Annotated in this window: 16 protein-coding genes; 3 read left to right on the top strand and 13 right to left on the bottom strand. The window is 68.1% G+C overall.

The features are described from left to right. Positions 1-15 precede the first annotated feature (15 nt). The 9 genes from dprA to rimM all read right to left on the bottom strand — a co-directional run bounded on the left by dprA (position 16) and on the right by rimM (position 7357). Entirely contained in the window at positions 16-1167 is a 1152-nt protein-coding gene (dprA, locus tag K9D12_RS06385; protein WP_129665224.1) for a DNA-processing protein DprA, read from the bottom strand. After that, on the bottom strand, positions 1164-2696 hold the full coding sequence (locus tag K9D12_RS06380) for a YifB family Mg chelatase-like AAA ATPase (RefSeq protein WP_240730180.1): 1533 nt from the start codon (positions 2694-2696) through the stop codon (positions 1164-1166). The genes dprA and K9D12_RS06380 overlap by 4 nt, the downstream gene beginning before the upstream one ends. After that, positions 2693-3091 carry a YraN family protein gene (locus tag K9D12_RS06375; RefSeq protein WP_118912713.1) on the bottom strand — a complete coding sequence of 133 codons (399 nt, stop codon included), beginning with the start codon at positions 3089-3091 and terminating at the stop codon, positions 2693-2695. The genes K9D12_RS06380 and K9D12_RS06375 overlap by 4 nt, the downstream gene beginning before the upstream one ends. Before the next feature lie 127 nt (positions 3092-3218). Then, positions 3219-3539 carry a DUF2469 domain-containing protein gene (locus tag K9D12_RS06370; protein WP_047311985.1) on the bottom strand — a complete coding sequence of 107 codons (321 nt, stop codon included), beginning with the start codon at positions 3537-3539 and terminating at the stop codon, positions 3219-3221. After that, positions 3536-4279, bottom strand: a complete 744-nt coding sequence (locus K9D12_RS06365) for a ribonuclease HII (RefSeq protein WP_240730179.1) — start codon at positions 4277-4279, stop codon at positions 3536-3538. Before K9D12_RS06365 ends, K9D12_RS06370 begins: the two co-directional genes overlap by 4 nt. 26 nt (positions 4280-4305) lie before the next feature. After that, on the bottom strand, positions 4306-4953 hold the full coding sequence (gene lepB / locus K9D12_RS06360) for a signal peptidase I (protein ID WP_129665220.1): 648 nt from the start codon (positions 4951-4953) through the stop codon (positions 4306-4308). A gap of 29 nt (positions 4954-4982) precedes the next feature. Continuing rightward, the gene (gene rplS / locus K9D12_RS06355; RefSeq protein WP_118912716.1) at positions 4983-5348 is read right to left on the bottom strand and encodes a 50S ribosomal protein L19; all 366 of its coding nucleotides are present in this window, start codon (positions 5346-5348) and stop codon (positions 4983-4985) included. 278 nt (positions 5349-5626) lie between these two features. After that, the gene (gene trmD / locus K9D12_RS06350; RefSeq protein WP_047311982.1) at positions 5627-6808 is read right to left on the bottom strand and encodes a tRNA (guanosine(37)-N1)-methyltransferase TrmD; all 1182 of its coding nucleotides are present in this window, start codon (positions 6806-6808) and stop codon (positions 5627-5629) included. Positions 6809-6811: 3 nt separating this feature from the next. Then, on the bottom strand, positions 6812-7357 hold the full coding sequence (gene rimM / locus K9D12_RS06345; RefSeq protein ID WP_129665218.1) for a ribosome maturation factor RimM: 546 nt from the start codon (positions 7355-7357) through the stop codon (positions 6812-6814). A 98-nt stretch (positions 7358-7455) separates the two neighbouring features. Here rimM and K9D12_RS06340 point away from each other — a divergent pair, with 98 nt between their 5' ends. Next, entirely contained in the window at positions 7456-7884 is a 429-nt protein-coding gene (locus K9D12_RS06340) for a DUF4190 domain-containing protein (protein ID WP_129665216.1), read from the top strand. A 61-nt stretch (positions 7885-7945) separates the two neighbouring features. On the opposite strand, the gene K9D12_RS06335 is transcribed toward K9D12_RS06340, so the two are convergent. From K9D12_RS06335 to K9D12_RS06320, 4 genes are all read right to left on the bottom strand, one after another. Beyond that, positions 7946-8383 carry a DUF2752 domain-containing protein gene (locus tag K9D12_RS06335; protein WP_082128826.1) on the bottom strand — a complete coding sequence of 146 codons (438 nt, stop codon included), beginning with the start codon at positions 8381-8383 and terminating at the stop codon, positions 7946-7948. Between the two features lie 115 nt (positions 8384-8498). Next, positions 8499-8741, bottom strand: coding sequence for an RNA-binding protein (locus tag K9D12_RS06330; protein ID WP_047311979.1), 243 nt, complete (start codon positions 8739-8741; stop codon positions 8499-8501). Between the two features lie 5 nt (positions 8742-8746). After that, positions 8747-9232 (bottom strand): 30S ribosomal protein S16, encoded by a 486-nt coding sequence (rpsP, locus tag K9D12_RS06325; protein WP_047312203.1) that lies wholly within the window; start codon positions 9230-9232, stop codon positions 8747-8749. Between the two features lie 227 nt (positions 9233-9459). Beyond that, positions 9460-10971 carry a helix-turn-helix transcriptional regulator gene (locus K9D12_RS06320; RefSeq protein WP_047311978.1) on the bottom strand — a complete coding sequence of 504 codons (1512 nt, stop codon included), beginning with the start codon at positions 10969-10971 and terminating at the stop codon, positions 9460-9462. A 196-nt stretch (positions 10972-11167) separates the two neighbouring features. Between K9D12_RS06320 and aceA the strand changes: the two genes are divergently transcribed. Together aceA and aceB are read left to right on the top strand one after the other, a co-directional pair. After that, entirely contained in the window at positions 11168-12463 is a 1296-nt protein-coding gene (gene aceA, locus K9D12_RS06315) for an isocitrate lyase (protein WP_129665214.1), read from the top strand. Positions 12464-12660: 197 nt separating this feature from the next. Beyond that, positions 12661-14301: a malate synthase A gene (gene aceB / locus K9D12_RS06310; protein ID WP_129665212.1), complete on the top strand. Its 1641-nt coding sequence runs from the start codon at positions 12661-12663 to the stop codon at positions 14299-14301. The last annotated feature ends 28 nt before the right edge of the window (positions 14302-14329 follow it).

Here is a 14329-nt window from a genome sequence, read left to right as displayed (position 1 = left end):
GCTGCACCGACACTGTCACGCCTTGCGCCACGCACCGTCCACCTTCTCGGCCAGCCCCGCAGCGAGAAGCTCGCCGAGTGCCGTCAGCACCTCCCTGGGAGTCCTGCCACAACTCGTCGCGACGTGGTCGACGCTCGCAGCGCGGCGCACCGGCAAGGCATCCCAGACGGCGCGAGCCGTGGCGCCCACCGCATCCTCCGGTTTGACGAGCGCAGGGAGGGTGTCGCGCGTCGTCTGCTGTGCCCCGTACCCGGCCATCAACTCGATGACGTCGTCGGCCCCGGTGACGAGCACCGCCGCGCCGTCGCGCACGAGCTCGTGGCAGCCGGCGCTGGCGGCCGAGGTGACCGGCCCTGGCACGGCCCCGACGACGCGTTGGATCTCCTCGGCGCGCCTGGCCGTGCTGAGCGACCCCGAACGCAACCCCGCCTCGACGACCACCGTGCCCGGCGTCAGCGCGGCGATGAGTCGGTTGCGGTGCAGGAAGCGTTGCCTCATCGGAGCGAATCCGAGCGGCATCTCACTCACGATGGCTCCCCGCTCTCGGATGGCGCTGAAGAGTGCGTCATGAGCGCTCGGATAGAGGCGGTCGACCCCACCGGGCAGAACGCAGACAGTGCCGGCGTCGCCGGCGAGGGCCCCACGATGCGCCGCGGCATCGATGCCGAAGGCCCCGCCTGACACCACGGCCACGCCATGGCTGCCAACCCCGAGAGCGATCTCGGCGGCAACGCGCTGGCCGTAGTGGGTGGCCGCCCTCGCCCCGACGAGGGCGACGGAGCGCTCGCACAACGACCGCACGTCGGCCTCGCCGACGACGAAGAGGGCGTGCGGCGGCTGAGGGAGATCGTCGAGTCGCTCGGGCCAGCCGTCGTACGAGGGCAGGAGAATGCGAGCGCCGAACGTCTCGATGCGCCGCAGTTGCTCGGGAAGGTCGAGCTGTTCCAGGCGGGCGGCGAAATTGGTGAGTTTCTCCGGGTGCGTACGCACCGCGGCGAGCGCCTCGGGGTACCCCACGCCGTCGATGAGCAGCTGGGCCTTGGCATCGCGCGGTTCTGCGATGTGCGCCCACACGAGGCGGGCGAGCTGTTCGTCCTGCTCGGCTGCGTCACGCCAGGCGTGCCCCGTTCCTGACAGAAGGTCGTTGCGGGAGGTCGTCGTGGTCATGCTGCTTGCTGCCCTTCTCTCAGAGTGAGGGCGGCGTAGACGTCGTCCTTCGTGGGTTTGTCTGCGCCTCGTAGGTCGCACAGGGTCCAGGCCAGGCGCAGTGTGCGGTCGTAGCCGCGCAGGGTGAGGTTTCCGGTGTCGAGGGCGGCGTCCAGCGTTGCCGTGTCTGCCGGGGTAAGCGACCACGGCGAGGAGCGCAGGATCGAACCGGGCACCTCCGCGTTGAGCGCCAGCCCCAGTGGCGCCCAACGGCGCGCTGAGCGCTCGCGCACCTCACGCACCCGCGCGGCCACCTCCTCGCTGCTCTCCCCCGGCCCGCTCGCGAGATCGGCTCGCGTCACAGCAGGCACCTGGAGGTGGACGTCAATGCGGTCGAGTAGCGGCCCGGAGAGGCGTTTGAGGTATTCGCGTCGGGCTCGAGTTCCGCACGAACATCCCGCACCTGAGCCGGTGTAGCGCCCGCACGGGCACGGATTGCTGGCGACGACGAGCTGGAAGCGTGAGGGAAACCGCACCGATTGCTGGGCCCGGGTGATCGTGACGAAGCCACGCTCGAGGGGCTGACGCAGCGCGTCGAGCACCGGCCGCTTGAACTCCGGCGCCTCGTCGAGGAACAGCACGCCAGCGTGCGCTTCGGTAATGGCTCCGGGGCGGGGCCGCCCCGTCCCACCGCCGACCAACGCCGGCATCGTGATGCTGTGGTGGGGCGCGACGAAGGGCGCACGCTCCTTGAGCGCCTGCCCGTCGACCTTGCCGAGCACCGACTGGACGCTCGTGACGACGAGAGCTTCCTCCCGTGAAAGCGGCGGCAGGATGCTCGGCAGGCGGCTGGCGAGCAAGGTCTTTCCCGCACCGGGCGGACCGATCATCGACACGTTGTGACCACCGGCGGCAGCCACCTCGATGGCAGCCCGTGCCTCGTACTGTCCGACGACATCACGCAGGTCGCCGGTCTCCTCCGGCTCGGCCTCCTCGCCGGGTTCCGGCCACGGCAGGTCGAGCGTCTTGCCCTGGGCGCGCACGCGGTGGAAGGCGACGACATCCGACAGCGAACGCACGGGGTGCACCCGAATACCGCTGACGAGCGATGCCTCGGCTGCGTTCGCGGCGGGCACGAGCAACTCACGCACGTTGCCCGCAAGCGCGGCGACACACGCCGGGAGGACGCCGCGCACCTCCCTGACGCTGCCGTCCATGCCGAGTTCGCCGATGTGCCCCACGCGGGCGACGTCAGCGGGGTCGAGGGAACGGGTTGCCGCGAGAATCGCGACAGCCATGGCGAGATCGAGGCCGGCCCCGGACTTCTGTTCCGAGGCAGGAGCGAGGTTGATCGTGAGACGCGTGTCGGGGAACGTCAGCTCCGACTGCGTCATTGCCGAACGCAGACGGTTCGGCGCTTGTGACACCGCCGTGTCCGGCAGCCCGGAGATGACGACCTTGGGCAGCCCTTGCCCGACGCTCACCTCGACATCGACGACGAGACCGTCGATGCCGGTGACGACGACGGCCTTCGTCTTGCCGAAGCTCACAGGATCACCCGCTTGCGGTGATCGATGCGGGCTCTCTCCCCCGCCCATTCGACGCCAATGACGTCAACACGTACACCGCGTGCCCGCACCTCGTGTTCGGCGGCCCAGAGCCCGGCCAACCGCCTCAGGCGCCGATGCTTCTCCTCGGTGACGGCCTCGACCGCGCGTCCGAAGCGCAGCGAACGACGCGTCTTGACCTCGACGACGACGAGTTCGCCACCGTCGATCGCGACGAGGTCGATCTCCCCCTCACGGCAGCGCCAATTGGTGTCGACGACCTCGTAGCCGCGGTTCTCCAGGTACGCGCGAACGAGCTCTTCGCCGTCCCGGCCCAGGGTTCGGCGCGCCTCGGTCGCCGCAGACCGCGACGCCGCGGCCCTCGTATCGTGGTCCATGTCCACCACCTCCGGGACCAGCAAAGGTCTCGGAGGTTCTACTGGTCACCTTCGGAAGCAGCGGACCTGTGGAGAAGGCTGCTCGGGTGCTGACGAGCACCCCGTGAGCGTCACATCTGTGGGCGAATCAGGTGAAGTCGGGGCCGTCGGGGATCTCGAGGTCGTTCTTCGACAGTTCTTCGACGTTGACGTCCTTGAACGTCACGACGCGCACGGTCTTGACGAAGCGCGCCGGGCGGTAGATGTCCCACACCCACGCGTCCTGCATCGTGACGTCGAAGAAGACGTCGGCGCCCTCACCACGCACCTTCATGTCGACGGCGTTGCACAGGTAGAAGCGACGCTCGGTCTCCACGACGTAGCGGAAGAGCCCGACGACGTCGCGGTATTCGCGGTAGAGGGCCAGTTCCTGCTCGTTCTCGTACCGTTCGAGGTCCTCGGCGCTCATGCCTGCGTGCTCCTCACGTCATGGTGTGCTTCGGGCACCTGCTGGTCTTCTGCCTCGGCCGCGCGGAAAGTCTTCCACGAGCGACGGTGCAACTCACACGGCCCGTGCTCGGCGATCGCCGCCAGGTGTCCGGGCGCCGAATACCCCTTGTTGATCTCCCACCCGTAGACGGGGTGGTCGGGGGCAGCCTCGGCCATCATGGCATCACGCTCCACCTTCGCGAGCAAACTTGCCCCGGCCACCGACGAGCACCGCATGTCGGCCTTGATCTGGGTGACGACCTCGGGTGCACCCCCGACGACGTCCACCGCGTCGAGTAGTCCGAGCAGGCCGACGCTCTCGGGTTCGGTGAGCCAGTCGTGCTTGCCGTCGAGGATGACGACGTCCGGCGTCACCTCGAGGGCCGCGAGCGCCCGGGTGCCGGCGAGACGGAGTGCCCGTGTCATGCCCATCTCGTCGATCTCGGCAGGACTGGCGTGCCCGACGGCGCCTGCGACGGCCCATCGGCGCACCTTCGCAGCCAGCGCCGGACGCTTGGGTTCGGGCACGAGCTTGGAATCCTTGACGCCCTGCGGCACGGTGCCCGTCGTCGCGGAGACGACGCAGACGCCCACGCTCACCGGCCCCGCGAGGGCGCCGCGGCCCACCTCGTCCATGCCGGCGATCAGTGTTCGCCCGTCGCGCAGCAGTTGCCGCTCGAGGCGCAGGGTGGGCGTCTTCGACGGGGTACGAACCGCCACGTCGGGCCTCCTCTCGGCGTCCGGGCTCATGAGCCGGACCAATACTTCCACGCCACGCGACCGACCACCTTGTCCACGGGCACGTACCCCCCGCCGGGGTCACCGAGATGGTTGCGGGAGTCGTCGGAGTCATCTCGGTTGTCGCCCATGACGAACAGCTTTCCCTCGGGCACTCGCACGGAGAACGGCTGTGCCGAGGCTCGCTTCGAGCCCCGTCCGAGGTACGGCTCGGCCACACGTCGACCGTTCACCGTGAGCACGCCCTTGTGGTCGACGACGACGTGATCGCCGCCGACACCGATGATCCGTTTGAGGTAGTCCTGCTCGTCCGGGCGGAACCCGAGCCATCCGGATGCGGTGTCGATGACGGCGAGCACTCCCCCGCGTTCGGCGGGCTGATAAAGCGAGCCCTCGCCGGAGAAGACGACGACGTCACCTCGGGCGAACTCGGCGCGCTTGTCGACGACGATGCGGTCGCCGGCCCCATAGTTCGGTTCCATCGAGCGCGACGGCACGGTGAAGGTCTCGAACCAGAAGGCGTGGGCGAGGAGCATTCCGACGACGATGACGCTGAGGACGCCGATGGCCGTCCGCCGCCAGGGAACGCCGAAGGCGCGACCTCGTCGTGAGGTCGCGCCTTCGGGTGAGCGACCGGACGCAGCGTGACGCTTCATCGCAGGGTCGCTTCGGTTCGTCGCGAGGTTCAGGCCTTCTTGGCCGGAACGGCGTCGCGCTTCTCCTTGATCTTGGCAGCCTTACCGCGCAGGTCGCGCAGGTAGTACAGCTTGGCGCGACGGACGTCACCGCGCGTCAGAACCTCGATCTTGTCGATGACCGGGGTGTGCACCGGGAAGGTACGCTCCACGCCGACACCGAAGGAAACCTTGCGGACGGTGAAGGTCTCGCCGACGCCGCCGCCGTGACGGCGGATGACGACACCCTTGAAGACCTGGACACGCGAGCGCGTGCCCTCGATGACCTTGACGTGGACGTTCAGCGTGTCACCGGCGCGGAAGTCGGGGACGTCGGAGCGCAGGCTCGCCGCGTCGATCGCGTCGAACTTCTTCATGATCTACTCAAATCTGTGGCACACGCAGGTTGCCACGGTCAGGCTCGGCCGGAGCCGAGTTGCTGTCGGTTGTGCGCCTCGTCGAGTCTCATGGTCCGGCGTGTTCGGTGCGGTGATGCCCGAGATGATCTGGATCAAAACCCCGGGGGTACCGACCGGCCGTGCCACTCCCCCTGCGGCGGGGACTCGTCGTGACAAGACGCAAGGACTCATCTTGCCAGAGCGGGCGCGCTCTCACGAAATCGCGCGACCTCCTGGACACGGGCGTGCGTGGAGCGTCAGCTCTGGCGTCGCTTCTCCAGGTCAACCGTGCCGGAACGGGTGCCCCCACCCGGCATCACCCTGTACTTGGCCTTCTTCGCGAGGCGCAGGACGCGCTCACGTCCGACGTCTACGTTCACGCGCAAGCGGGTGATGTCGGCGGGCGCTGCGGCCTCTGCGTACTCGAGCAGCGCGCGACCCAGGCCACGCCCGGAGAGGTCGGGCGCAACCATGAGCCGCCCGATCTCCCACGTGGTCTGACGCTCGGGCAGCCGGCGGGCGCGCACCGAGGCGACGAGACGCCCCTCGCTGCGCACCACCCACGTCGTCCAGTTCGCTTGCGCGTCACGCAGATCATCGACGGTTTCTGCCGGCGCTTCCCACCAGGCGTGCTCCGGCTCGGCACCGGCCACTTCTCCGGCCCAGCAGGCGCGCTGCAGGGTCATGAGTTCGCCGAGGTCGGCCGGCACGAGCGCCTGCGGCACGATGTCGATGCCCGCGAGCGCCGCCGACGCGTGAAGCAAGTCGGGGCGCCGGGCGGCCGTTCGTTCGAGGCGCTGCTCGTGCCGCCATGCCGCCACCTTGGCGTGGTCGCCGGAGAGGAGGACCGGCGGAACCTCACGCTCACGCCATGACGCCGGCTTCGTGTAGACGGGGTACTCGAGCAGGCCGTCCTCGTGCGATTCCTCGACGAGCGACTCCGCGTTCCCCATGAAGCCCGGCAGGAGCCGTGCGGCTGCCTCGATCATGGCGAGCACCGCGACCTCACCGCCGTTGAGGACGTAGTCACCCAGGGAGATGACGCGCACAGGCATCACCTCAGCGGCCGCTTCGTAGACGCGTTCGTCGATGCCCTCGTACCGGCCGCAGGCGAAGATCATCCAGGGCTCGTCGGCGAGCTCACGCGCCACCTTCTGCGTGAGCACCTCTCCCCCGGGCCCGGGAACGATGAGCGTCGGCGTGCCCTCGCCGAGGCCGCGCACGTGCTCGAACGCCTCCCACCACGGCTGAGGTTTCATCACCATGCCGGCGCCGCCCCCGTAGGGCGTGTCGTCGACGGTGCGGTGCCGGTCGTGGGCGAAGTCGCGCAGGTCGTGCACGGCGACCTCGAGCAACCCCTTGCGCTGGGCCTGGCCGGGCAGGCTGAGGTTCAGCGGTTCAAGGTACTCCGGAAAGATCGAGATGATGTCGCAGCGCACGAATCAGGCTTCTTCGACGTCGTCGGAGTGAGCATCGGTGGGGCGTCCCAGTTCCAGCAGGCCGGGCGGCGGTGTGACGACGATGCGGCGCTCGTCCTCGTCGACCTCCGGCACGATCTCCTCGACGAACGGCAGGAGAACGTCGTAGCCGTCCACCCCGTCGACGACGAGCAGGTCCTGCATCTCCCGCGATTCGAGACCCTTGACAGTTCCGACGGCCGTGCCGTCCTCGAGGACGACGCCGAAGCCGAGCAGGTCTTCCTCGTACCAGGCGTCGTCCTCGACCAGTTCGTCCGCGGCCGCAAGCAGGTTGATGCCGCGTAGCCCCTCGGCAGCGGTGCGGTCGGGAGCCTCCTCGAACGCCAGGAGGTAGATGCCGTTGTGGACGCGCGTCGACCGCAGCGTCAGCGGTCCGCGGTGAGCGGGGTCGGTGACGAAGGCTGCCCCGGCGACGAAGCGTTCCTCGGGCGAATCGGTGTGCACCTGCACCGTCACTTCACCTTTGAGCCCGTGGGCCTTTCCGATTCGTGCGACGACAACTTCATCCATGCCTCCATTCTGTCAGGACATGCCCACCGCTTCGTCGTCCCCGCGGGCAGGGGCGATTCCTACTACGGTTGGGGCAGGACCCACACGGAGGAGAGAACATGAGCAACCCCATGGACCCCCAGAACAACCCGCAGCAGAACTACGGCAACCAGCCGAACTACGACGCGAACGGCCAGTCGCAGGCTCCCTACGGCCAGGGCAGCCAGGCTCCCTACGGTCAGCCCGGTCAGGATGTCTACGGTCAGCAGGCGCAGGGCGGCTTCGGCCAGCCCGGTGGCGCGCCGTACCAGGGCATGACGATGGAGAACAAGAAGGCCCTGCCGGCCCTCATCTGCTCCTTCCTCGGCCTCCTGTGCGGCATCCTCTCGATCGTCGGAATCGTCCTCGGCGTCATCGCCCAGAAGGAAATCCGCGAGAGCAACGGCATGCAGACGGGCGCTGAGAAGGCCAAGCTGGCCATCATCGTCGGCGCCGTCGTCACCATCCTCAACCTGGGTATCGGTATCTGGGTGGCCACTCAGGGCTGACCCCGGCACGAGCGACGAAGGGCTGCATCCCCACCGGATGCAGCCCTTCGTCATGTTCACATCAGGGATAGAAGGCCGCGCCGATCGGCAGGTTCCGATACAGCGAGAAGGCGACGCACACCGCGATCAGCACCGGCGCCACGACACCCCGCTGCACCGGGAACATCCACGGACGCGTGCTGCCGGTCCATCGATCCCGAACAACGCTGATCCACCACGCGAGCACCAAGGGCACGGCACTCACGAGGAGCGGATTGCTGAAGAAGGCATCGACGATACGCAGGTTGGTGAGGTCGTTCACGGCACGCAGGCCGCCGCAGAAGGGGCAAGCAAGACCGAACAGCGCGATGGACGGGCAGCGTCCCCACGACGCATCGACGTGAGGATCACGCAGGTACAGGAGGCCGGAGGCCAGCGCCAAGGAACCGGCGACGACGAACGGCCCCAAGAGACGGCGCTCCCGAGGGCGCTGGTCTCGAGCCACCATCGTTTCGGTCACCCTTCAACGCTACCTTTCGCCTGCCGGCGGCCCGGCATCCCCTCCAGACCCGAAGAACACGAAGCAGCCCTCCCACCTCGTCGAGGTGGGAGGGCTGCTTCGTCGGTGCACCGGCTCAGCGCGAACGGTCGGTGTCGACGATGTCGACGCGAACCGAACGGCCACCGGCCAGCGCGGAGACCACGGTGCGAAGGGCGGACGCCGTTCGACCGGAACGGCCGATCACGCGACCGAGGTCGTCCGGGTGGACGCGAACCTCGAGGAGTTCACCCCGTCGTCCGTCCTTGTGACGCACGACGACGTCGCCGTCATGGTCGACGATGCCCTTGACGAGGTGCTCCAGTGCTTCTTCGAGCACGAGGATCAGGCCTCTTCGGTCTTCTCGGCCTCAGCTGCGGGAGCCTCTTCGGCCTTCTCCTCAGCCTTGGCCTCGTCAGCCTTGGGCTCCTCGGCCTTGTCGGCCTTCTTCTTGGCCGTCGTGGCGCCGCCCTTGGAGGTGTCGGCGTTCTGAGCGGCCTTGAGAGCGGCTTCGTAGAGGGCCTTCTTGTCGGCCTTCGGCTCGGCCGTCTTCAGCGTGCCCTCGGCACCCGGCTCGCCCTTGAACTTCTGCCAGTCACCCGTGATCTTGAGGAGCGCGGCGACCTGCTCGGTCGGCTGCGCGCCGACGGAGAGCCAGTACTGCGCGCGCTCGCCGTCGATCTCGATGAGGCTCGGCTCTTCCTTGGGGTGGTACTTGCCGATCTCCTCGATGGCACGGCCGTCGCGCTTCGTACGGCTGTCCATGACGACAACGCGGTACTGGGGCTGACGGATCTTGCCGAGGCGCTTGAGGCGGATCTTGACTGCCATGGTGGCGGTCTCACTTTCTGTGTAGGTGAACCACGGCGAGACCGCTCGAGCGAACGGGCACGAGCGCAGCCTGACGCGAAGGAAATTTCGCGGATGACCGACGTCGACCGGCGTCCGAACGGGGAACCGTGATTCGGGGTAGGCGTGCATCCGGCCGATTGCCGGGCGCACGGGTACAGCTTCATTCTGCCAGAAGCGAGCCCACCCGCCGAATCCCCTCCCCTCCGTCAGCCGTCCTCGCGCGCGTGCCGCTCGAGGAACTGGTAGACCTCGGTGTCGTCGACGCCGGGGAACGTGCCGGGCGGCATGGCGGCGAGCAGGTGCGAGTGCACGCGAGCGCTCGGCCAGGAGCGACCGTCCCATCGGCTCGCAAGTTCCTGTGGAGGGCGCGTGCAGCACGACGGGTCGGGGCAGCGCGAGAGCGAACGCTCGGTCGTCTCCCGGCCGCGGAACCACTTGACGTGCTGGTAGGGCGTACCGACGTTGACGGAGAACAAGCCACTCGGCGTGCGGTCCACGAACGCCGAGCACCAGTACGTGCCCGAGCGCGTGTCCGTGTACTGCTGGTAGGAGCGCGACAGGTCGGGCTGATCGAAGACGGCGCGCGCCGTCCAGTGCTTGCACACGCGCTGGCCCTCGATCGCGCCCGTGGCGTCGGTCGGGAACTGGATGCCGTCGTTCTCGTACGCCTTGTAGATGACGCCGTCGGAGCTGATGCGCATGAAGTGCACGGGGATGTCGAGCACCTTCGTCGCGAGGTTCGTGAAGCGGTGCGCCGCCGTCTCGTAGGAGACGCCGTAGGCATCGCGCAGATCCTCGATGGAGATGTCCTTGGCCTCCTTCGCGTCGAGAAGGCGGCGCCCCACCTCCTTCTCCGGCATGAGCACGGCGGCGGCGAAGTAGTTGATCTCGACGCGCTGGGAAAGGAACTCCGCGTAGTCGGCCGGCACCTCGTGGTCGAGCACGAGATGACCGAGGGCCTGCAGGGCGAGAGACCGTGCGTCGTGCTGGCCGGCCTCCGGCTGCGGCAGATAGATGCGCCGGTTCGCGAGGTCGCTCACCGTCCGGGTTGAGCCGGGAAGATCCGAGGTGTGCACGAGCTGGTAGCCGAGGTGTTCGGCGATGCGGTCCACAGAGGCTCGCGAGACGGGCCCACCACGGTGCCCGACGTCGGAGAGCAACTGCGCAGCCGCGCCCTCGATGTCGGCGAAGTAGTTGTCGGCCTGCCTCATCCGGGTGCGCAGCTCGGCGTTCGCGCGCCGTGCGTGCTCGGGCGTCGCCGCCTGCTCGCTGCGCATCGCCGCCATCGCCTCGTGCATTCCGACGAGTGCCTCGAGCGCCTCGGTGGGCAGCCGCGGTCCGATGCGGACGCTCGGCAGCCCGAGCGAGGCGTACGTCGACGCCCGCTGCGCACGCTCCAGACGGATCTCGAGGGCCGCTCGCCGTGACGGCGGCGCTGTCGCGAGAAGGTCGGCGAGCGGCACGTCGAGCGCCTCGGCCAGCGACGTGAGGACCGAGAGCCTCGGCTCCCTCTTGCCGTTCTCGATGAGCGAGAGCGCCGACGGGCTCATGCCGATCGCCCCCGCCACGTCACCGAGGGTGCGCTCCGCCTGCTGACGCACGTGACGCAGGCGCCGGCCGATCGTCAGGGCGTCGGGGGCTGCCCGCTCCACGGGCGCCGCCTCCTCGGCCGCAGCACGGGCCGAGGCGAGCCGCCCTTCGCGCATCTTCTCGTTCATGACTCCACTTTCCGGCCTGCGTGACGGCCGTCACGCCAGCTTCGCGACGAAAGACGGCTCAAACTTGTTCAAAACGTAAATATTCGTCGATCTTTACTCGAAAAGTATACCTACTTGTGCGTTCTTCTCGGTCAGAGTTGAGTCATCGATCCCCACCGGGCACCTACCAGGGCCCATAGAGGAAGGACTGGAGCCAATGACCTCCGAGCAGATCATCAAGACGATCGACGACCGCGCAGCCGCGATCCAGAAGGACTGGGACACGAACGAGCGCTGGAAGAACGTCGAGCGCGAGTACACCGCCCAGGACGTCGCTCGCCTCCAGGGCAACGTGCAGGAGGAGTTCACCCTCGCCAAGCGCGGTGCCGAGCAGCTGTGGGACAAGCTCCACACGGAGGACTTCGTCAACGCCCTCGGTGCGCTGACGGGTAACCAGGCCGTCCAGCAGGTCAAGGCCGGCCTCAAGGCCATCTACCTGTCCGGTTGGCAGGTCGCCGGTGACGCGAACCTCGCCGGTCAGACCTACCCGGACCAGTCGCTCTACCCGGCCAACTCCGTGCCGCAGGTCGTGCGCCGCATCAACAACGCGCTCATGCGCGCCGACGAGATCGAGTTCTCCGAGGGCACCAAGTCCGTCGACGAGTGGATCGTCCCGATCGTCGCCGACGCCGAGGCCGGCTTTGGTGGCCCGCTCAACGCCTACGAGCTCATGAAGTCCATGATCAACGCCGGTGCCGCGGGTGTGCACTGGGAGGACCAGCTCGCGTCGGAGAAGAAGTGCGGTCACCTCGGTGGCAAGGTGCTCATCCCGACGAAGCAGCACGTTCGCACGCTGAACGCCGCCCGCCTCGCCGCCGACGTCTCGAACGTCCCGTCGGTCGTCATCGCCCGTACGGACGCCGAGGCCGCGACGCTCATCACCTCCGACGTCGACGAGCGCGACCAGCAGTTCCTCACCGGTGAGCGCACCAACGAGGGCTTCTACAAGGTTCGCAACGGCATCGAGCCCTGCATCGAGCGCGCCAAGGCCTACGCGCCCTACGCCGACCTCATCTGGATGGAGACGGGCACGCCGGACCTCGAGCTGGCCAAGAAGTTCGCCGAGGCCGTCAAGGCCGAGTACCCGGACCAGATGCTGGCCTACAACTGCTCGCCGTCGTTCAACTGGCGCAAGCACCTCGACGACGAGACGATCGCGAAGTTCCAGAAGGAACTCGGCGCGATGGGCTTCAAGTTCCAGTTCATCACCCTCGCCGGCTTCCACGCCCTCAACTACTCGATGTTCGACCTGGCTCACGGCTACGCTCGCGAGCAGATGACGGCGTACGTCGACCTGCAGGAGCGCGAGTTCGCCTCGGAGAGCCGCGGCTACACGGCCACGAAGCACCAGCGCGAGGTCGGCACGGGTTACTTCGACCTGGTCTCCACGACGCTCAACCCCGAGTCGTCGACGACCGCCCTCAAGGACTCGACGGAGAGCGCTCAGTTCTGATCGCCACCGTCTGAGTAAGACCAACCCCCGCCTGTGCGGCCACCTGGCTCCGACCGCACGGGCGGGGGTTCACTTTCCACCCCGTCCAGCACCCGAACCCGCTCCACGAGGGCCTGCGTATCGGGGATGATGGGTTTCACCGTTCCACCCGCGACGCCCGACGGCGTTGCCCCCGCGCTTCTTCGAAGGAGGGCCCCATGAGCTCTTCACCCACCGTCCGCGGCCGGATGCACCCGGGCTTCGACGAGATCCTCACCCCCGACGCCCTCGCGTTCCTGGCGCGCCTCGACGGCGAGTTCGCAGGACGTCGCGCCGACCTTCTCGCGCAGCGTCGCGCGCAGTCGCGTCGTATCAACCGGGGAGCCGACCTCGACTTCTCGCTCGAGGAGATCGCCGCGCGTGAGGACGACTCGTGGAGCGTCGCCCCGATCGCTCCGGGCCTCGCCGACCGCCGCGTCGAACTCGTCGCGCCGGTGACGCGCAGCCACGTCGAGCACGCGATGGCGTCGAACGCGTCCACCTGGCTGGCCGACCTCGAAGACGCCACGGCGCCCACCTGGTTCAACCTCATCGACGGTCAGATCGTCCTGCGTGACGCGGTGCGCGCCTACGCGGCCCGCCCGCAGATCAAGCGCCCGACGCTCATCATGCGCCCGCGTGCCTGGCACCTGTGCGAGAAGCACATCACGATCGACGGTCGCCCGATCTCGGCCACGCTCGTCGACTTCGGCCTATACTTCTTCCACAACGCGAAGGCGCTCATCGAAGCCGGCTACGGCCCGTACTTCTACCTGCCGAAGATCGAGTCCGGTGCCGAAGCGCGCCTGTGGAACGACATCTTCAACGCGGCCCAGGACGCCCTCGACATCCCGCGCGGCACGGTGCGCGCCACCGTCCTCATCGAGACGCTGCCCGCAGCGTTCGCGATGGAGGAGATCCTCTTCGAGCTGCGCGAGCACGCCTCGGGCCTCAACGCGGGCCGCTGGGACTACATCTTCAGCTACGTGCGCACCTTCGCCCACCGCGGTGACGAGTACGTGCTGCCCGACCGCGAGCGCATCACGATGACGACACCGTTCATGCGCACGTTCACCGACCTGCTCGTCGCCACCGCCCACAAGCGCGGCACGCACGCCATCGCGGCGCCGGCGGCGAACAACCCGACGGTTCAGGACGAGGAGCGCCGTCACCGCGCGCTCAACGTCGTGCACGCCGAGAAGGAGCGTGAGGCCGAGGAGGGATTCGACGGCTCCTGGGTGGCGCACCCGGCCATGGTCGACACCGTGATGTCGGCGTTCACGCACGTGCTCGGCGACAAGCTCGACCAGATCGAGGTCAAGCGCACGCCGCGTCACGACGCGCACGCGCTCGTCAGCCTCGAAGGCACGATACAGACCACGAGCCTGCACGGTGTGCGCAGCAACGTCAGCGTCGCCCTGCAGTACCTCGCCGCGTGGATCGACGGCCAGGGCGCCGTCGCCATCGGCAACTTCATGGAGGACGCCGCGACGACCGAGATCTGCCGTGCGCAGCTGTGGCAGTGGATGCACCACTCGACGCAGCTCGCCGAAGGTCCGCAGGTCTCGCGTGCCCTGCTCCAACGCCTCATCGACGAGGAGATGATCAAGCTCAAGCGCGGCGCCGACGCCGACATTCAGTTGCGTCTCGACGAGGCCCGTGAGGTGCTCGAGCGTTCGGCCCTGACCGACGAACTTCCCGGGTTCTTCACGAACTACGCCTACGTGCGGTTCCTCCTCGACGAAGGCCTGCGCATGCCGCGCGGCATCGACGCCGAGGACCTGCGTCAGTCGGAGAAGGTTGCCGGCGACGCGGCCTGATCGACAGGTGGTAGACAAGGGGATGTGC

This window comes from Dermacoccus sp. Tok2021, assembly GCF_019895135.1.
Taxonomy (GTDB): Bacteria; Actinomycetota; Actinomycetes; order Actinomycetales; family Dermatophilaceae; genus Dermacoccus; species Dermacoccus abyssi.
Note: the sequence above shows the minus strand (reverse complement) of the source record. Positions and strands in the feature narration are given on the sequence as shown.

What these genes read in the sequence shown, in the direction of transcription:
- dprA (WP_129665224.1), bottom strand. Translation starts at nt 1,167, where the DNA reads ATGACCACGACGACCTCCCGCAACGACCTTCTGTCAGGAACGGGGCAC.
- K9D12_RS06375 (WP_118912713.1), bottom strand. Translation starts at nt 3,091, where the DNA reads ATGGACCACGATACGAGGGCCGCGGCGTCGCGGTCTGCGGCGACCGAG.
- K9D12_RS06370 (WP_047311985.1), bottom strand. Translation starts at nt 3,539, where the DNA reads ATGAGCGCCGAGGACCTCGAACGGTACGAGAACGAGCAGGAACTGGCC.
- lepB (WP_129665220.1), bottom strand. Translation starts at nt 4,953, where the DNA reads ATGAAGCGTCACGCTGCGTCCGGTCGCTCACCCGAAGGCGCGACCTCA.
- rplS (WP_118912716.1), bottom strand. Translation starts at nt 5,348, where the DNA reads ATGAAGAAGTTCGACGCGATCGACGCGGCGAGCCTGCGCTCCGACGTC.
- rimM (WP_129665218.1), bottom strand. Translation starts at nt 7,357, where the DNA reads ATGGATGAAGTTGTCGTCGCACGAATCGGAAAGGCCCACGGGCTCAAA.
- K9D12_RS06340 (WP_129665216.1), top strand. Translation starts at nt 7,456, where the DNA reads ATGAGCAACCCCATGGACCCCCAGAACAACCCGCAGCAGAACTACGGC.
- rpsP (WP_047312203.1), bottom strand. Translation starts at nt 9,232, where the DNA reads ATGGCAGTCAAGATCCGCCTCAAGCGCCTCGGCAAGATCCGTCAGCCC.
- K9D12_RS06320 (WP_047311978.1), bottom strand. Translation starts at nt 10,971, where the DNA reads ATGAACGAGAAGATGCGCGAAGGGCGGCTCGCCTCGGCCCGTGCTGCG.
- aceA (WP_129665214.1), top strand. Translation starts at nt 11,168, where the DNA reads ATGACCTCCGAGCAGATCATCAAGACGATCGACGACCGCGCAGCCGCG.
- aceB (WP_129665212.1), top strand. Translation starts at nt 12,661, where the DNA reads ATGAGCTCTTCACCCACCGTCCGCGGCCGGATGCACCCGGGCTTCGAC.